The sequence below is a fragment of the Micrococcus sp. ACRRV genome (assembly GCF_022346985.1).
In the GTDB taxonomy this organism is placed as follows: Bacteria; Actinomycetota; Actinomycetes; order Actinomycetales; family Micrococcaceae; genus Micrococcus; species Micrococcus porci.
Window position 1 is genome coordinate 1 of record NZ_JAKRNH010000051.1, and the last position, 17,023, is coordinate 17,023.

15 protein-coding genes and 1 pseudogene are annotated in these 17,023 nt (G+C 68.8%); 9 read left to right on the plus strand and 7 right to left on the minus strand.

Annotation, left to right across the window (positions count from 1 at the left end):
• Positions 1–270: 270 nt before the first annotated feature.
• The 3 genes from MHY29_RS06945 (at position 271) to MHY29_RS06955 (ending at position 2,517) form a co-directional block, all read left to right on the plus strand.
• On the plus strand, positions 271–999 hold the full coding sequence (locus tag MHY29_RS06945) for an SUMF1/EgtB/PvdO family nonheme iron enzyme (protein ID WP_239239353.1): 729 nt from the start codon (positions 271–273) through the stop codon (positions 997–999).
• Positions 1,000–1,103: 104 nt separating this feature from the next.
• Positions 1,104–1,853 carry an RCC1 domain-containing protein gene (locus tag MHY29_RS06950; protein ID WP_239239355.1) on the plus strand — a complete coding sequence of 250 codons (750 nt, stop codon included), beginning with the start codon at positions 1,104–1,106 and terminating at the stop codon, positions 1,851–1,853.
• Between the two features lie 307 nt (positions 1,854–2,160).
• Complete coding sequence (locus tag MHY29_RS06955) at positions 2,161–2,517, plus strand: nuclear transport factor 2 family protein (RefSeq protein ID WP_239239357.1); 357 nt, start codon at positions 2,161–2,163, stop codon at positions 2,515–2,517.
• 298 nt (positions 2,518–2,815) lie between these two features.
• Here the strand turns inward: MHY29_RS06955 and MHY29_RS06960 are convergent.
• Positions 2,816–3,993 (minus strand): annotated as a pseudogene (locus tag MHY29_RS06960) (IS3 family transposase).
• 42 nt (positions 3,994–4,035) lie between these two features.
• Here MHY29_RS06960 and MHY29_RS06965 point away from each other — a divergent pair.
• From MHY29_RS06965 to MHY29_RS06975, 3 genes are all read left to right on the plus strand, one after another.
• The gene (locus tag MHY29_RS06965) at positions 4,036–4,629 is read left to right on the plus strand and encodes a DUF3105 domain-containing protein (protein WP_239239359.1); all 594 of its coding nucleotides are present in this window, start codon (positions 4,036–4,038) and stop codon (positions 4,627–4,629) included.
• A gap of 291 nt (positions 4,630–4,920) precedes the next feature.
• On the plus strand, positions 4,921–5,331 hold the full coding sequence (locus tag MHY29_RS06970) for a four-helix bundle copper-binding protein (protein WP_239239361.1): 411 nt from the start codon (positions 4,921–4,923) through the stop codon (positions 5,329–5,331).
• 96 nt (positions 5,332–5,427) lie between these two features.
• Positions 5,428–6,312, plus strand: a complete 885-nt coding sequence (locus tag MHY29_RS06975) for a fructose bisphosphate aldolase (protein WP_239239363.1) — start codon at positions 5,428–5,430, stop codon at positions 6,310–6,312.
• Between the two features lie 106 nt (positions 6,313–6,418).
• Here MHY29_RS06975 and MHY29_RS06980 read toward each other — a convergent pair whose 3' ends face one another.
• From MHY29_RS06980 to MHY29_RS07005, 6 genes are all read right to left on the minus strand, one after another.
• Positions 6,419–7,474 (minus strand): type II glyceraldehyde-3-phosphate dehydrogenase, encoded by a 1,056-nt coding sequence (locus tag MHY29_RS06980; protein ID WP_002854314.1) that lies wholly within the window; start codon positions 7,472–7,474, stop codon positions 6,419–6,421.
• 88 nt (positions 7,475–7,562) lie between these two features.
• Positions 7,563–8,246 (minus strand): DUF305 domain-containing protein, encoded by a 684-nt coding sequence (locus MHY29_RS06985; RefSeq protein ID WP_002854313.1) that lies wholly within the window; start codon positions 8,244–8,246, stop codon positions 7,563–7,565.
• 59 nt (positions 8,247–8,305) lie between these two features.
• The gene (locus MHY29_RS06990; RefSeq protein WP_144824176.1) at positions 8,306–10,543 is read right to left on the minus strand and encodes a copper-translocating P-type ATPase; all 2,238 of its coding nucleotides are present in this window, start codon (positions 10,541–10,543) and stop codon (positions 8,306–8,308) included.
• A 75-nt stretch (positions 10,544–10,618) separates the two neighbouring features.
• On the minus strand, positions 10,619–10,948 hold the full coding sequence (locus tag MHY29_RS06995; RefSeq protein ID WP_002854303.1) for a heavy-metal-associated domain-containing protein: 330 nt from the start codon (positions 10,946–10,948) through the stop codon (positions 10,619–10,621).
• Positions 10,949–11,019: 71 nt separating this feature from the next.
• A complete protein-coding gene (locus MHY29_RS07000) occupies positions 11,020–12,189 on the minus strand; it encodes a cell wall metabolism sensor histidine kinase WalK (protein WP_224355375.1) in 1,170 nt (389 codons plus the stop codon).
• Entirely contained in the window at positions 12,186–12,911 is a 726-nt protein-coding gene (locus MHY29_RS07005; protein WP_144824174.1) for a response regulator transcription factor, read from the minus strand. The genes MHY29_RS07000 and MHY29_RS07005 overlap by 4 nt, the downstream gene beginning before the upstream one ends.
• A gap of 156 nt (positions 12,912–13,067) precedes the next feature.
• Here MHY29_RS07005 and MHY29_RS07010 point away from each other — a divergent pair, with 156 nt between their 5' ends.
• The 3 genes from MHY29_RS07010 (at position 13,068) to MHY29_RS07020 (ending at position 17,012) form a co-directional block, all read left to right on the plus strand.
• Complete coding sequence (locus MHY29_RS07010) at positions 13,068–13,934, plus strand: F510_1955 family glycosylhydrolase (RefSeq protein ID WP_239239365.1); 867 nt, start codon at positions 13,068–13,070, stop codon at positions 13,932–13,934.
• Positions 13,935–14,546: 612 nt separating this feature from the next.
• On the plus strand, positions 14,547–16,112 hold the full coding sequence (locus MHY29_RS07015; protein ID WP_239239367.1) for a multicopper oxidase family protein: 1,566 nt from the start codon (positions 14,547–14,549) through the stop codon (positions 16,110–16,112).
• A gap of 156 nt (positions 16,113–16,268) precedes the next feature.
• A complete protein-coding gene (locus tag MHY29_RS07020) occupies positions 16,269–17,012 on the plus strand; it encodes a cytochrome c biogenesis CcdA family protein (protein WP_002854293.1) in 744 nt (247 codons plus the stop codon).
• Positions 17,013–17,023 lie beyond the last annotated feature (11 nt).

A 17,023-nucleotide genomic window follows, 5' to 3' on the forward strand; every position in this document is an offset into this window, starting at 1 on the left:
GCCGGTCCGGGTCGGGAGCATCGGGGCGATCAACTCCCATTGGGTGTCAGAGAGCATCTGGAACCGGGACATGTCCCCAGGGTCTCAGCTGACTCGTGCATCTATTCTCAGACACGCCCTAGATCCCCACGACCCAGCCGCGGGGTCTGCTGACGGCCCTTCGGGCGCAGTAGGGCGGCTGGTCCGTGACCTCCACGTGCTACGAGGTGTGCAATCTTGGCTACATCTCGACAACTTTTCTCCGGTCAGGCGGTGTGCCACGCTGACGCCATGCCCCTGCCCATCATGGCCCCCCTTCCTTCCGGAAGGGTCACCCTCCGCGATGCCCGCCGCCAGACTACGCGCGCCGTGGAGGTGGAGTCCTTCGAGATGGCCGTGCATCCCCTCCACGACCCGCGCACCGGACGGCCGATCACAGCCCTGACGTGGTTTGACACCATCGGCCTCTGCAACGAGCTCTCCGAGACCGACGACCTGCAGTCGGCCTACACGCGTGGCGAGGATGGGCGCACCGTCGCCTGGAACACCGCTGCCGACGGGTACCGTGTTCCCACCGAGGCCGAGTGGGAGTACGCCTGCCGCGCCGGCACGACCTCACCGACCTACGGGCCACTTGAAGACGTCGCCTGGACCAGCCTCGACCACCTCGACGGGCCTCAGCCCGTCGGGCAGAAGGGGGCCAACCCGTGGGGTCTGCATGACATGCTCGGCAACGTCTGGGAATGGTGCTGGGACTACGCCGACACCGCTCGGTACGGCGACTACCGCACCCTGCGCGGCGGAGGATGGGCCGATGAACCGTGGAGTGTGCGCGCTTCGGTGCGCCGTGGAAGCGCCCCAGATGCTGTTCTCGAAGATGTCGGTTTGCGCGTCGCCCGCGGCCCGGTGGGGACAGCTGGGGAGGCCCAGGGGTGGTCCCGCGAAGCAGACCGGCAACGGGCAGCCATCCGCTGGCCGCTTCCTGTGGGGTGGACGCCCCTGCGGGATATCGTCCGATGACCATTCAGCGGGTCCCCCTGGCGGCTGGTCGACGACACTCGCTGGCCCTTACCGGCAGTGGTCGCGTGCTGGCCGCAGGCCCGCCCGGGGCGGACGAGTGCGCCGTGACCGAGTGGACCAACGTTGTCGCGGTGGCCGCCGGAAATGTCCACGCCGCACGTAATACGGGCCGGTCCCACTCGTTGGGACTATGCGCCGACGGCACGGTCCTCGCCGCGGGCTGGAACGCGCACGGGCAGTGCGAGGTCGCGGAGTGGGACGAGATGGTGGGTGTCGCCGCAGGATGGCGTCGCACCCTGGGCGTGCGCGCAGACGGCTCAGTGATGGCCATAGGCCGGCGGGACGACGGGGCGTGCGACGTGGAGGGCTGGTCAGAGATTGTTGCCGTCGCTGCCGGGGACTGGCACTCCGTCGGATTGCGGTCAGATGGGACCGTCGTGGCCAAGGGGTTGAACACGCGTGGGCAGGGGACCGTGGGCGGGTGGACCCATGTCGTGGGGATCGCGGCCGGCTACCTCCATACCCTGGGTCTCATGAAGGACGGCTCCGTCCTGGCCTGTGGGGACGCTGCCGCAGGCCTTGATGAGACGCGCCGCTGGCGGGGCATAACGGCGGTTTCGGCTGGCAGCCATCACGTGCTCGGATTGACCGAGGACGGACGAGTTCTAGCGGGCGGAAACGACAGTCTCGGTCAGTGCCGCACTCAAGCCTGGCGAGATGTCGTGGCCATCGCAGCGGGATCGACCCATTCGCTCGGTCTCCGTAGCGACGGGCTCATTCTGACGACCGGTTTGAAAGGCGATGGGCAGGGCCAATGGATGCAGGCTGACGACGCGCAGTCGGGGTATGCCTGAGGCATGATGCTCTGGCGTTCGGTGACAGCAGGGGGTCCGAGCTCCGGGAGGCGGGCAAGACACAGCGGTTGACTTGCGCAACCTTTCGTGCGTCTCAACATCCCCTCGTGTCGCGCGCGGTCTTCCTGCCCCTCGCCAAGTCTTGCCGGCAACCCTTCTCAGGGTGCGCTCGGAGGCCTCGAGCTGACCACCCCTGAGCACGAAGACTCCTTAGTAGAGGGAGCGCGCGGCGTGCCTCGGGGGGGCGCCCGAACGCTTGGCGAGGATGCTCAGTCACGGTTTTCATAGATGTATGACCGCCTTGGACATGAATCACCTTCGCGACCTCGAGCGCGCCGGCTGGGACGCTCTCTGCCGTTCTGAAGGGGCCGATTTCTACGGCAACCTGATGCCCGACGACGGGGTCATGATCCTCGTCAACGGTGCTGTTCTCGACCGCGACGCAGTGATGGCCTCCCTGAATGCCGCACCCGCCTGGGACAACTACGAGCTCACGGACGAGCGACTGATTCCCGCCGGGCCCTCGGCCGCCACCCTCGTCTACCGGGCCAAGGCCCACCGAGGCGAGGAGCCTCCTTTCGAGGCCATCATGTCCAGCACGTACACAAACGTGGACGGTTCCACCCAGCTCACGGTGTACCAGCAGACCACTGCGACCCACTGATTCCGTTGTGACGCCCGCCAGGTTCATGCGGTCGTACTGCGTCCCTGGCGAGGCTGGACGACTCCCGTCCGTGGCTGCAGGAGACTGTCACTCCGTGTCGGTAACCGACGCTCCGACGTCTCCTACTGGCGCCGGTGTGAACGTCTGGCGTGGAGCAGAGTTCATCGCGCGTCCTAGGCAATGTTCACCGCATCTCGACACCACTGCTGCGGGACTGCTGCACGGATAGGTGACAACTGACGGGCGACACGTTCACCCCGGCGGAAGGGTCAGCCATGAGTTTGCTTGACACGAGTTATCAGGCGGCGGCAGCCGCCTGGACTGATTGAACCATCTCGAACTCGACGGGGGTGAGCTTCCCGAGACGGGCCTGCCTACGACGGCGGTGATAGGTCCGCTCGATCCAGCTCACGATCGCGAGCCGGAGCTGGGCGAAGGAGTCCCAGCGACGCCGGTTCAGCACGTTCTTCTGCAACAGCGCGAAGAAGGATTCCATTGCCGCGTTGTCCCCAGCAGCACCGACCCGGCCCATCGACCCGATCAAGCCGTTGACCCGAAGCGTCTCCACGAATCGCCTGGCCCGAAATTGCGACCCTCGATCCGAATGCACCCGGCAGCCCTGGACTCCGGCTTTGCCTCCGCGCCGGGCCAGGGCCATCTGCAGGGCGTCCACGGCCAGCTGCGAGCTCATCCGCCGGTCGATCGAGTAGCCCACGATCCGGTTCGAGAACACGTCCTTGACCGCGCAGAGGTAAAGCTTGGAATCCCCGGCCCAATGCTCTGAGATGTCCGTGAGCCACAACTGATTCGGCTTGTCAGCGCGGAACTGACGACGAACCAGATCGTCATGAACGGCAGGGCCAGGACGCTTGCCCGAGCCGCGGCGGATCGAGTGGCAGCAGCGGACACGCACGAGCCGGCAGGCCTTCAACACCTGGTGGTCCGACACGTCCAAGCCACGGCCGCGGAGCTCGTCAGCCAGGAACCGGTATCCGAACTCCGGGTCATCGGCATGGGCGTCGAGGACGGCGTTGGCGGCATGCGCGTCGGACCATTCCCGCGCGCTGACAGGTTCGGCCAGCCACTGGTAGTAGGCCTGACGGGAGAACCCGAGGACCCGGCAGGAGAGTTTCACGGGGATCCCGTCGCGGGCCAGGTCCTTCACGACGGGATAGGTCATTTTGGGGACTGACCCAATTTCAGGTTCGCCTGGGACAGATACGCGGCCGCACGCCGTAGGACCTCGTTCTCCATCTCCAATTCACGGTTACGGCGCTTGAGAGCCTTCAGCTCCTCGTTCTCAGCTTTGGTGAGGCCGGGCCGGATCCCGGCCTCGACATCGTCTTGGGCCAGCCAGCGTCGCAGGCAGGAGGCGGTGATGCCGAAGTCCTTAGCGACCTGCGCGATCGGCATCTGACCGTTACGGGCGATCGCGACCACGTCCTGGCGGAACTCCCGGGGGTATGCAGCGGGCATGGGGTCATCCTTCCAGCAGTCCCTCCCGGGACCACAGATCAGATGTCAACCAAACTCACGGCAGACCCGGAAGCCAAGGCTGAACGTCGGCGGAAGGTTCTGGTCGGAGCGGGAGCGCTCACCGCCATCGCCGTGGTCGGCGGGCTGGTGACACTCGCCGTGATTCAGAATCCTCCGCCCCAGGCTCGGGAGGACATTGAGATCGCCGGGCTGCAGACCTTCGAGGGGCTCAGCGCTAACCACGTGAGCACCCCTGTGGACTACGAGCAGTCGCCGCCGGTGGGTGGCGATCATGCCAGCGCCTGGCTCAACTGTGGGGTCTACACCGAACCAGTACCCAACGAGAATGCCGTGCACGCTTTGGAGCACGGTGCCGCCTACGATTCCGAGGCGCTCTCACAGGAGCAAGTCGATGCCCTGCGGACGGCCCTACCGGACGCCTATGTCGTCCTGGCCCCCTACGAGGGCCTGGATTCGCCCATCGTGCTTTCGGCCTGGCAGGCGCAGGTGGCGGTGGATTCCCCGGAGGATGAACGGATCGAGCAGTTCGTGGCCGAGTACTGGCAGTCCCCCGACGCGCCTGAGCCCGGGGCGGCCTGCACCGGCGGCCTCGACGCCCCTGGTCGGATCGCATAAGCGCTCTTCCCGACACCGACCGTCCGGTCCGACAGGATCCACGTTGAGGCGAGCCCTGCTGGTCCTCCCCGTCGGCGTGGTCCTCAGGGCCGTCGGCCGGGCTGAGGGGCAGCTGGTCACACCTGCGTCATCCCTGCCCGTAAAGGAGTCCGCGGGCCTCCGTGGCCGGCGATCTTCACGGAACCTTCAAGGTTGAGCCCTTCACCCGCGTCGGCGGGGCGGTCTACGGTCGATGGCAGGGCGGGCCGGCGAAGGCCGGTGCGTCGGATCAGATCGACGAAGGAGCACATCATGACCCATCACGTGAGCGCCATGCTGGAGACCTACCCGAAGGAGGTGGGGAACATCGATCGGCAGAAACTGGCCGAATGCATCCAGGCCTGCTTCGAGTGCGCCCAGACGTGCACCGCCTGCGCGGACGCCTGCCTGGCCGAGGACATGGTCGCCGACCTGAGGCAGTGCATCCGGTTGAACCTGGACTGCGCCGAAGTTTGCGCCGCCACGGGCAGGGTGTTGTCCCGGCAGACCGGCAACAACGTCGAGACCACTCGCGCCCTGCTCGAGGCCTGCCGGACCGCGTGCAAGGCGTGCGCGGAGGAGTGCGAGAGCCACGCCCAGATGCACGAGCACTGCAAGGTGTGTGCCGAGGCCTGCCGCCGGTGTGAGCAGGCCTGCGCGGACCTGCTCGTCACCCTGGGTTGAGCCTGCTGATGACCGTTCCCCCTTGAGGGCGGCCAGTCGTCCATGACGCGCGCAGGGAACCTGGACCACCGTGCTCCCTCGCCGCGGAAGGCTCCCATGGACTCGGAGAAGTATCAGAGGGTCAGGAACGGTGCCGGATTCGTCGCGGCGCTGGACCAGAGCGGGGGCAGCACCCCGGCGGCCTTGCACCTCTACGGGATCGACAAGGATGCCTACTCCGGCCCAGAGGAGATGTTCGACCTGGTACACCAGGTGCGCACACGTATCATCACCAGCCCCAGCTTCGACGGTGAGCGCGTCATGGGGGCCATCCTGTTCGAGAACACAATGAACCGCCAGGTGGAGGGTTCCCCCACGGGCGACTACCTGTGGAACAGCAAAGGCATCGTGCCCTTCCTCAAAATCGACCAGGGCTTGGCCCCGGAACAGCAAGGCGCCCAGCTCATGAAACCCATCCCGCACCTGGATGACTTACTGTCTCGAGCCGTCGAAAAGCACATGTTCGGGACGAAGATGCGCTCGGTCATCAAGCTGCCCGGGGACGGGGTGGGCTCCGTCGTGGAGCAGCAGTTCGGGCTCGCCCGTCAGATCCTCGTTACCGGGCTGGTGCCCATCATCGAGCCCGAGGTGGATATCCGCAGCCCCCGCAAGGCCGAGGTGGAGGGCCAGCTCAAGGCGGCAATCCTCGCCCAATTGGACAAGCTCGGAGACGACCAGTCGGTCATCCTCAAAGTGACGCTGCCGGAGCGGGCGGACTTCTACCGCGAGTTCGTGGACCATCCCCGAGTGATCCGCGTCCTGGCCCTGTCGGGCGGCTATACCCGGGCCCAGGCCACCACCCTGCTGGCCCGCAACCACGGCGTGATCGCCAGCTTCTCCCGCGCCCTGACCGAAGGGCTGAGTACGGCCCAGAGCCCAGCGCAGTTCAATGCGGTGTTGGATGAGGCCATCAACGCGATCGCGACGGCCTCTCGCACCTGACCGGAGGCCATAGGACCGCTGCGGTAGTCCGCGGCCGCCGAAGCGGTGTCCGACCACCCCCCATTCCTGGGGCCGGGCACCGCCTCAGCGGCGTCTGCCGCGCAGTTCAACGGGCAGCCACCGAGGAGCGCACGAAGTCCTGGCGCACCCCCAAGGCGCGGTCGGTGCGCCGGATGGACTCGCCGCCGTCGTCGACGGTTCCGGTGAGGGCCCGGATCGCGTCGATGTTCTCGGGGACGACGATCGCCTGGTTGTCCACCGTGTAGGTGTAGTACAGCTCGTTGCCGTCCACGGTGAGGATGTCTTCCCAGAGGGCCACCTCATACATATCACCCCGGGGCCGGCCCAGGTCCTCCATGAGTTCCACGGTGCTATTGACCGCCACGACGCCGTCCGAGCGCCGGACGAAGGCGATCCGCGGCATCGCCCGGAACGCCTCCAACACCTCCTGCTTCTCGGCCGGGCGGGTGAGCTCGATCGTCCAGTAGTGCAGGTGGTTCTGAGTGTGGGCTCCCTTGGCGGCCATGGTGACCACGTCCAGGTCCGGGACCACCGACTGGGCGTCGGGCCCCTGATGGCTGGGGATTCGGCCCTCGGGGACGATGGTGTTCATGATCCCCGAGTGGTCCGATTCCCACGGATCGGTGGCCCGGCGGATGAGCACCCCCCGGGCCTTGGACAGCAGTCCGACGTCCTTCAGCGCGGTAAGGGCCCGGACGGTGGCGGTGGTATTGCAGGACACCACCCGGGTGCTGTCCCGGCCCAGGGCGGTGGCGTAGTTGGCGTGGGCGACGAAGGAGTGGCCGGTGAGATCGTGCTTCTCCCCGCCCTGGAACACGGATTTGACCCCGTGGGCACGGTAGAGCTCCAGGTTGCCGGCGCCCACCTGGGCCGGGGTGCAGTCCACCACGACGTCAACGTTCTCGAGCAGGTCGTGCAGGCCTCCGACGACGGGAAGGCCGGCATCCGCCATCACCGGTAGGGCCTGCTCGGTAGAGGCGTAGACGGGGATACCCTTCCCGGCCGCAGTCGCGATCCGGTAGTCAGCGATGACGTCACTGACTCCGACCAGCGCCATGTCCTCCTGGGCCCGGACCGCGTCGGCGACGCGTTTGCCGATGACCCCGTACCCGTTCACCGCGACCTTGATCTTGTCCTGCATGCTCGTCTCCTTTCCTGGAGGACCTGTTCCGGTTTCGGGGTCTATCGCCAGCCGCGTCTCACCGGATGCCCGCAGCGGACGACGGTGCTCAGAGCTTGTCGAGCATCTGTTGCATTTCGGTGATCTCGGCCTCCTGGTCGGCGATGACCTGCTCGGCGAGCTGCACGGCCTGCGGGTTCTGGCCGTCCTTGGCCTCGTCCTTGGCCATGTCCACGGCGCCCTTGTGGTGGGCGGTCATCTGCTCCAGGTACAACCGGGCGGCCTCGGTGCCCTGGGCCTGGTCGAGGGCGGTCATGTCCTCCTCGGACATCATCCCGGACATCCCGCCGTGGTCCATGCCCTCCATACCGTCCATGCCGTCCGTGTCCACGGGGTCTTGGCCCCAGGCGGTGAGCATGGAGTTCATGCGCTTGATCTCCGGCCCCTGGGCGTCGATGACCTTCTGGGCGAATGCGGCCACCTCCGCCGGGACGTCATCCTTGGCCAGCAGCATCTCGCTCATCTCAACGGCCTGCTGGTGGTGCGGGATCATCATTTGGGCGAACATCACGTCCGCGTCGTTGTGCTCGGCGGAGACCTCCTCAGCCGAACCGGTCGCCGTGGTGGACGGTGTCGCGGTGGCCGTGGCCGCAGGGGTGGCGGCCGGGGCGGAGCTGGTCGCAGTGGCCGAGGCCTCAGCGCCAGCGTTCTCGTCCTGGGCGCCGGTGCCGCAGGCGGTCAAGGTCAGGGCGGAGGCCAGGGCCAGGGCGGTCAGCGTCATGGTGCGTTTCATGGTGGGTCCTTCCATAGTGGGTTGAGGGTTCATATCAGAGTTCGCGCCAAGAGCCGCGATCAGGAGGTCGCGGGTTGAAGGGCAGCCTCCGGCCGGGGGGCGCCGAGGGGGGCCAGGTGGCCCGGGTCCAGGTTGATCCGGCGCAGCAGTTGGGCGTTGAGGGCGACCACGATGGTGGAGGCGGACATCAGGATCGCGCCCACCGCGGGGGAGAGCACGAACCCGATCGGGGCGAGCACGCCGGCGGCCAGCGGCACGGCGAGCACGTTGTAGCCGGTGGCCCACACCAGGTTCTGGATCATCTTGGTGTAGCTGGCCTGGGAGAGCTCGATCATCGACAGCACCGCGCGGGGGTCGTTGCTGGCCAGCACAACGCCGGCGGACTCCATGGCCACGTCGGTGCCGGCGCCGATGGCGATGCCGACCTCGGCCCGCGCCAGTGCCGGGGCGTCGTTGACGCCGTCGCCCACCATGGCCACGGACAGTCCCCGGGACTGCAACTCGGTGACCTTGGTGTCCTTGTCCTGGGGGAGGACCTCGGCGAAGACCTCGTCGATGCCCAGGTCCGCCCCGACGGCCTCGGCGACCTGGCGGGCATCGCCGGTGATCATCGCGACCTTGATGCCGCGGGCGTGCAGGGCGGCCACGGCGGCCCGGGACTCGGGGCGGACCTTGTCCTCCACGGCGACCGCGCCGATAACGGACCCCTCGCGCAGCACGTGCAACACCCCGGCCCCGCGCGCGGTCCAGGAGGCGGTGTGCTCAGTGATCTCCGCCGGCATGGTCAGGTTAAGCTCGCGCAGCATGTTCGGGCCCCCGACGAGGATCTCGGAGCCGTCCACGGTGGCGCGCACCCCGCGGCCCATGGCAGCACTGAAGTCCGTGCCGCGCTTGCGCAACGTGCTGGCCTGCGGGTGCTGCCCGGCGGCGGTGACGATGGCCCGGGCCACGGGGTGCTCGCTGTCAGCCTCGGCCGCGGCGGCCACCGCCAGCAGTTCTGCCTCGGACACGCCAGGCATCGCGGTGACGGCGGTGACGACGTGGGCGCCCTCGGTCAGGGTGCCGGTCTTGTCGAACAGGACCACGTCGATGGTGCGCATCCGCTCCAGGGCCATCCGGTCCTTGATCAGGACCCCGGACTTGGCGGCCTTCTCCGTGGAGAGGGCGATCACCAGCGGGATGGCCAGGCCCAGGGCGTGCGGGCAGGCGATGACCAGCACGGTCACGGTGCGGGTGACCGCGTCGGTGGGCTGGCCGATCGCGGTCCACACGATCGCGGTGATGATCGCCGCAACCAGGGCGAACCAGAACAGCAGGGCCGCCGCCCGGTCGGCCAACGCCTGGGCGCGGGAGGAGGATTCCTGGGCGTCGGCGACCATCCGCTGGATCCCGGCCAGGGTCGTGTCGGTCCCGACGGCGGCCACCTTCACCCGCACGGTGTTGTCGGTGGCCACGGTCCCAGCGACCACCGTGTCCCCGGCCTGGCGCAGCACGGGCTTCGACTCCCCGGTGATCATCGCCTCGTCGAACTCCGCGGCGCCCTCGAGGATGGTCCCGTCGGCCGGCACCCGGGCCCCGGCCCGCACTAGCACCACATCGCCCACGGCCAACTCGGTGATCGGCACGGTGATGGTGTCACCGTCCACGACCTTCTCGGCCTCCTCCGGCAGCAGCGCCGCCAGCGCGTCCAAGGCGGAGGAGGCCGCGCCCAGGGCGCGCATCTCCATCCAGTGGCCCAGCAGCATGATGACCACCAGCAGCGCCAGCTCCCACCAGAAGTCCAGCATCAGGTCCCCGATGCCCAGGGTCGTGACCCAGGAGGCGACGAAGGCCACCGTGATGGCCATCGCGATCAGCAGCATCATCCCGGGCTGGCGGGCGCGCAACTCGGTCAGCCCGCCCTTCAGGAAGGGCATGCCGCCATAGAGGTAGATCACGGTGCCCAGCACCGGGGCAATCCACGCCGAGCCCGGGAACTCGGGGACGTGGTAGCCCAGCAGCTGCCCGACCATGTGGCTGAAGAACACCACCGGGATGGAGAGCACCAGTGAGACCCAGAACCGGTTCTTGAACATCGCGGTGGAATGCCCGGCGTGCTGACCGTGGTCGTGGACCTGGTGGTCCTCGTCCAGGGCCGAGTGGGCGTGGCCCTGGGGCATGGCCTGCCCGTGGGTGGCCGCGTCCGCGGGGTGGTGGGCGGCATGGTCGGTGTGGTTGGCGTGGCCGGCGTGGGGGTTCGGGTCTGGGTGTTCGGCGGTCTGGTCGGTGGGGTGATCGTGGTGGTGCGGGGTGCTCATGGTGTTCCTTCTGCTCGGCGGTCTGTTCGGCGACCGGCTCGGCGGTGGGGCGCCGACCTCGAGGGGATGGGTCGGTTAGATCCGGACGCGGTAGCCGGCCGCTTCGATGGCCGTCCGCACGGAGTCCGCGGAGGCGGGCCCGGTCACGGTGACGGGGGAGGCCCCGCCGGCGACCAGTTCGACCCGGACATCGTCCACCCCGTCCAGGGCGCTCACGGCCTCGGCGACGGAGCCCACGCAGTGTCCGCAGGTCATGCCCTCCACCTGGTAGGTCGCGTCGCCGGCGCTCGTCCCGGTTGGGTCGGCACTCTGGTGCCCGGCGGGGGCGGTGGCGTCGGCGGCTGGGGCGCAGCACGAGCAGCCGTTGGTGGCCCCCGGCAGCGGGGTGCGGGCGGATTCGGTCATGACGGTCTCCTTCAGGTCTGAGGGCGGCGCCGGACGGCGCCTCTCCAATTGGTATATACCCCCCGGGGGTATCATTCAAGGGGTGGAGCGCCGGTGTTCACGGTGGATAAACGGGTGCGCCGGTAGGTGGGCTGGTCGGGGGGCTGCTTGGTGGGCAGGTCGATGGTGAACGTCGCCCCGGCCGTGGTGGAGGTGACGCTCAAGGTGCCGCCGTGGGTCTGGATGAGAGCTCGGGAGATGGCCAGGCCGACCCCGGAGCCGCCGTGGTCACGGTCGCGGGCGGTGTCCCCGCGGTAGAAGCGTTCGAAGACGTGCGGCAGGTGCTCGGGAGAGATCCCCTCCCCGGTGTCGGTGACGCTGAGCGTGACCCCGGACGGGCTTTGTCGGGCCTCGAGGGTGACCCGGCCCCCGGCCGGGGTGTGGCGCAGGGCGTTGGTGAGCAGGTTGTCCAGGACCTGGCCCATGCGCTGGCGGTCCACGTCCACGGCCAGGCCCGGATCGGCGTCCATGGTCAGGGCCACGCCCTTGGTGGCGTAGGCCTCCTTGTGGGCCTCGGTCGCGGCATGCAGCAGCCCGCTGACCCCTTGGGGGCTGCGGTCCAGTTCGATCCGGCCCTCCTCGGCGCGGGAGACGTCGTTGATGTCCTCCACCAGCCGGGTCAACCGGGCCAGCTGCCCACCCATCAGCTCACCGGTGGGCTCGTCCCAGTGGGACACCCCGTCTTGCAGGGCCTCGTGGTAGACGGTCAGCACGGAGACGGGGGTGCGTAGCTCGTGGGCCAGGTCCGAGAGCATCCGTCGACGGGTGTCCTCGGTGCGCTGAAGCCGTGCGGCCATGGTGTTGAAAGACCCTGCCAGCTCCTCCACCTCGGTGCCGGCGCCCATGGCCGGCACGCGGGTGTCGTACCGTCCACCGGCCATGGCCTTGGCCGCCTGGGTCAGGGCGTTGATCGGACTCTGGATCCGGCGGGCGACATGCCAGGTCAATGCCAGACAACAGATCAAGGCCGTGGCCAGGGCCACGCCCAGGGTCCAGAAATTGGCGTCCCGGTAGGCCTGCTCCACGTGCAGCATCTGGGCTGCATCGTGTCCGGCCCCGGCCTGTTCCAGGTGCTCGTGGAACAGTGGTGGGCCGGCCAGGGAGGCCACCACCACCGCGGCCAGCACGCTGGCCCCCACCACCAGCAGCTGGGCGAGGAAGAACCGGGCCGCTAATCCTTGGTAGCGCCGCCGGCTGGTCATTGCTCCGCCATCCGGTAGCCGACCCCGCGGACGGTGTCGATATAGCGGGCCGGGTCCGCGTCGAGCTTGCGGCGCAGGTTCTTGATGTGCACGTCCACGAGCCGTTCATCGCCCACCCAGGCCGGGTCCCAGACGATATCGATCAGCTGGCGCCGGGAGAAGGCCTGGTGCGGGCGCCCCGACAAGGCGGCCAGCAGGTCGAACTCCGTGCGCGTTAGTTGCACCACCTGGCCCGACACGCGGGCCTCGTGGGCGGCCAGGTCGATGACCAGGTCACCGCAGACCCGTTCCGGTTCGGGGGCTGACCCCGTTGTGCGCGGCCGGCGCATGACCGCCCCCACCCGGGCGACCAGCTCCCGGACGCTGAAGGGTTTGGTGATGTAGTCATCGGCCCCCACCGCCAATCCCTCCAACCGGTGGTGCTCATCGCCGCGGGCGGTGAGCATCAGCACATAGCACTCGGAGAAGGCCCGCACCCGCCGGCACACCTCGATCCCGTCCAGCCCGGGCAGGCCCAGGTCCAGGACCATCACGTCGGGCTCGTGAACCCGGGCGGCCTGCACTGCGGCCGGGCCGGTGTGGGTGAGGGCCACCTCGTAGCCGGCCCGCTCCAGGTAGGTGGCCACCATGCGCGCCAGCGGCTTCTCGTCATCGACCACCAACACCCGGCCGGCCGCCGGACCAGTCCCAGTGTCAGTCCCAGTGCCAGTGCCAGAGTTCATGGGTCCAGTCTCGCTCTGTCTCGCGCCCCGGCGGCTCAGAACGGTGCCGGGGCGGGGAATCTTCATCGAATCTTCAAGGCAAACCGCCCCATCCCGGCGCGTCACCGGCCGACAATGGTAGAAGCCCCGCCTTTTGGCCCGGGGCGGAAAGGCTCCATGACCCCCCTGACCCGCAGAACCCTGATCGCCGGCGGGCTGACCCTGCTCGGCGCTGGCACCCTCACCGCCTGCGCCGCGCCGAACCCCGCGACATCCCCGGCGGCCGGCACCGGCACGCAGGGCACCGGCACGGCCATCACCCACGTCCATGCCCTCACCCGGGACCCCGAGTCCGGTGAGGTGCTGCTGGCCACCCACCAGGGCCTGTTCCGGCTCCAGGACGGGGAGCTGACCCAGGTCGGTCCGGTCGTGGACTTCATGGGTTTCACTCTGACTCCCGAGGGCCGCTACCTGGCCTCGGGTCACCCCGCGCCGCGCACCGACCTGCCCGAGCCGCTGGGCCTGGCCGAGTCCACCGACCGGGGCCAGAGCTGGACGGTGCTCTCCCGCGGCGGCGCATCCGATTTCCACACCCTGGCCGCCGGCCCGAACGGGGTCCTCGGCTTCGATGGGCAACTGCGCGCCAGCACCGACGGCCTCACCTGGCAGAGCCTTGAGATCCCCGTCGCCCCGGCATCGCTGGCGATCTCCCCCCAAACCGGGACCGTGCTGGCCACCACCGAAACCGGCATGTTGCGCTCGACCGACCACGGCGCGACCTGGACCACCCTGGACACCCCCCAGCTGATGCACCTGGTCGCCTGGGCCGATGACACCACCGCCGTGGGCGCCGGCACCGAGGGACACCTGCTGACCAGCACCGACGCCGGCGACACCTGGACCGCCAGCGACCGCCCGGTCGGCACGGCCACCGCCCTGGGAACGGGCATCACCGACGACGGGCAGACCGAAGCACTGCTGGTCGTCGGCTCGACCGTGCTGTCCACCACGGACGGCGGGAACACCACCGAATCGCTGCTGTGACCTCCTCCCGCCGCCCCCTGTCCGGCTGGCCCGCCCTTCGAACCGTTCTGGGCACCCTCGTGTTGATCCTGGGCCTGCTCGGGATGCACGCTGGTACGGGCACCAGCGCGGCTTGGGCCGCCACCGGTACGGCCGCCGCCACAACTGTTCATCACCTCGGGCCGGGGGCCATCGGTCCGGCCGGCATGGTGCCCGAGGTCGTGCTCCCGGCCGAGCCTGCCGGGGATGAGGCAGCCGACCCCGGGCTGCCGGTCTGTGCCCTGGAGGCCGTGGACGATACCTGCGCCTCGGCCCTGACCAAGGCACCTGTCGTGTCCCACTTGGCCTCCCGGGCCCTCCTGCCTAGCCCCGGTGGGGGACTGACCGCACCACCCGTGCCCTGGGTTGCCCATTTCCGGCCCCCGTGGACCCTTCACTGGCTCAACTGGCCATCAGCCGCACCTAAAGCCCCCGACCGCGCCCCACCGGTGAGCGCAGGGTCCGCCAATACCTCCGGGTGACAGCGGCACGCAGCCCCGGTACGCCACCGGCCTCACCCAGCAACTGATCAGCCATGCCCGGCCCCGTCGCGCCCGCCTGCGACACGGGGCCGGATGACGGAAAGAAGAACCGATGACCTCCTCACTGACCACCCGCCGCACCTTCCTGGGCGCCTCCGTCGGGGCCCTGGCGCTGGCCGGGCTGGCCGCCTGCGCCGATCCCGCCATCAGCCCCCAACCGTCAGGGCGCATCCTGCCCACCGACCCGCTGGTCGCCGAGTACGAGAAACGACGCGCCGCCTCGGGCAGCACCGTCACCCACCGGCTCTCCGCCGCACCCCTCGAGACCTCCGTCCAGGGTCGGGGCCTGACCACCTGGGGATACAACGACGGCCTCAACGGGCCGCTGCTGCGCGCCCAGACCGGGGACCTGCTCAAGGTCAGCGTCGCCAACGACCTGCCCGAGGACACGAGCGTGCACTGGCACGGGCTGGCCCTGCGCAACGACGCCGACGGAGTCCAGGGGGTGACCCAGGACCCCATCGCCGCCGGAGGACGCTATACGTACGGCTTCCGGCTGTCCCATCCGGGCACGTACTGGTACCACTCCCACTTCGACACCCAGCGCGAACGCGCCCTGTACGGGGCCCTGATCGTCGAGGACCCCAACGAGCCCCCCAGCTACGACCAGGAATGGGTCGTGATCCTGGACGACTGGCTCGACGGGATCACCGGAACACCGCAGGACGTCGTCGAGGAACTCTCCGCCGGGATGGACATGTCCGGCGACATGGAGGGCATGGCCGGCATGGCGGGCATGGACCACGGGTCCATGAGCCAGGACAGCTCCTCGGGCATGCCCATGAAGCACATGCTCATGGGCGCTGAGAGCGACTATCTGGGCGGGGACGCCGGCGACGTGAAGATCCCCGTGCACCTGTTCAACGGCCGCCCCCCATCCGACCCGGACACCTTCTCCAGCACCCCGGGCAACCGGATCCGCCTGCGCTTGATCAACGCGGCCGGAGACACCGCCTACCGGGTCGGGATCCCCGGCCAGGAACTGACCATCACCCACACCGACGGGTTCCCGGTCCAGCCCCGCCAGGCCGATGCCGTCGTCCTGGGGATGGGCGAACGCCTGGACGTGCTGATCACCCTCGGCGACCAGGCGGTGCCCGTACTGGCCCTGCCCGAGGGCAAGACCGGCCACGCCTACGGCATCATCGCAGCCGGTCCAAAGACCACGCTCTCCGGTCGGCTCCCGCAGACCCTGGGCGGAACCGTGCTCGATGGCAGCCGACTGAAGGCACACGAATCCGTCCTGCTCCCACCCAAGGACCCGACCAGGACCCACGAGGTACGCCTCACCGGATCGATGATGGAGTACGACTGGGGCATCAACGGGCGACGCTTCGACCCGGCCAACCCCTTCGAGGGCGCCTTCGAACTCCGGTTGGACGAACGCGTGCGGGTCACGATGACCAACGACACCGACATGTGGCACCCCATGCACCTGCACGGCCACACCTTCCAGCTGGCCGACCATGGCGCCCGCAAGGACACGGTCATCATCAAACCCCGGCAAACCATCGTCTTCGACTTCGAGGCGGACAACCCGGGTCAGTGGCTGACCCACTGCCACAACGCCTACCACGCCGAGGCCGGGATGATGGGCGTCTTCTCCTACATCCACTGACCCTCCCGCCCGGCCCACACCCCTCCATCCACGGGGGGATCGCACGGTGGCCGCCCAGGAAAGAACATGCCTTCATCGCTCACCCACACCCGCCGCACCCTGCCCGCCCGAAACCTTCGGCCGGACAGCCCGGTCCTGACCCGTAGGAGGAAATGAATGGGCGAGTACTTCGCTCAGACGGTCCAGTCCGGCGCCCTGCTGCTGGCCATCCCCTTGGCGGCCATCGCCGGGATCGTCTCCTTCCTCTCACCGTGCATCCTGCCGCTGGTGCCCGGATATCTGGGCTACGTCTCCGGGCTGTCCGACCCCACCCGCCCGGACAACCGCCGCCGGGTGATGACCGGAGTGGGCCTGTTCATCCTCGGCTTCGCCGCCGTCTTCACCCTCTACGGGGCCGCCTTCGGTCTGATCGGCGGCTGGTTGCTGCGCTGGCAGGACCTGCTGATCCGCATCCTCGGCGTCCTCGTCATCCTCATGGGACTGGCGTTGATGGGCATGCTCACCTTCCTGCAACGGACCACGACCCCCTCCTTCACCCCCCGGACCGGCCTGGCCGGAGCCCCACTGCTGGGCCTGGGCTTCGGCCTGGGCTGGACACCCTGCATGGGACCGACACTCAGCGCCGTGCTGGCCCTGAGCACCACCACCGGAGGGGCATGGCGCGGGGCCCTGCTCGGCTTCGTCTACTGCCTGGGACTGGGCATACCCTTCGTGCTCGTCGCCAGAGGCCTGGGCTGGGTCAGCACCGCACTGGGCTTCGTGCGCCGCCACATGCGCGCCTTCAATATCGCCGGCGGCACCCTGCTCGTGCTGGTCGGCGTCCTGATGGCCACCGGAATCTGGACGGCGTGGATCTACCAACTCCAGAACCTCGCCGGAACCTTCACCACCCCCGTCTAAGAGACTCCCCC

Excerpts from the sequence above, each read along its gene's own strand:
- MHY29_RS07010 (WP_239239365.1), top strand. The coding sequence starts at position 13,068 with ATGACCCCCCTGACCCGCAGAACCCTGATCGCCGGCGGGCTGACCCTG.
- MHY29_RS07015 (WP_239239367.1), top strand. The coding sequence starts at position 14,547 with ATGACCTCCTCACTGACCACCCGCCGCACCTTCCTGGGCGCCTCCGTC.
- MHY29_RS06955 (WP_239239357.1), top strand. The coding sequence starts at position 2,161 with ATGAATCACCTTCGCGACCTCGAGCGCGCCGGCTGGGACGCTCTCTGC.
- MHY29_RS06975 (WP_239239363.1), top strand. The coding sequence starts at position 5,428 with ATGGACTCGGAGAAGTATCAGAGGGTCAGGAACGGTGCCGGATTCGTC.
- MHY29_RS06985 (WP_002854313.1), bottom strand. The coding sequence starts at position 8,246 with ATGAAACGCACCATGACGCTGACCGCCCTGGCCCTGGCCTCCGCCCTG.
- MHY29_RS06965 (WP_239239359.1), top strand. The coding sequence starts at position 4,036 with ATGTCAACCAAACTCACGGCAGACCCGGAAGCCAAGGCTGAACGTCGG.
- MHY29_RS06945 (WP_239239353.1), top strand. The coding sequence starts at position 271 with ATGCCCCTGCCCATCATGGCCCCCCTTCCTTCCGGAAGGGTCACCCTC.
- MHY29_RS07000 (WP_224355375.1), bottom strand. The coding sequence starts at position 12,189 with ATGACCAGCCGGCGGCGCTACCAAGGATTAGCGGCCCGGTTCTTCCTC.
- MHY29_RS06970 (WP_239239361.1), top strand. The coding sequence starts at position 4,921 with ATGACCCATCACGTGAGCGCCATGCTGGAGACCTACCCGAAGGAGGTG.
- MHY29_RS07020 (WP_002854293.1), top strand. The coding sequence starts at position 16,269 with ATGGGCGAGTACTTCGCTCAGACGGTCCAGTCCGGCGCCCTGCTGCTG.
- MHY29_RS06990 (WP_144824176.1), bottom strand. The coding sequence starts at position 10,543 with ATGAGCACCCCGCACCACCACGATCACCCCACCGACCAGACCGCCGAA.
- MHY29_RS07005 (WP_144824174.1), bottom strand. The coding sequence starts at position 12,911 with ATGAACTCTGGCACTGGCACTGGGACTGACACTGGGACTGGTCCGGCG.
- MHY29_RS06995 (WP_002854303.1), bottom strand. The coding sequence starts at position 10,948 with ATGACCGAATCCGCCCGCACCCCGCTGCCGGGGGCCACCAACGGCTGC.
- MHY29_RS06980 (WP_002854314.1), bottom strand. The coding sequence starts at position 7,474 with ATGCAGGACAAGATCAAGGTCGCGGTGAACGGGTACGGGGTCATCGGC.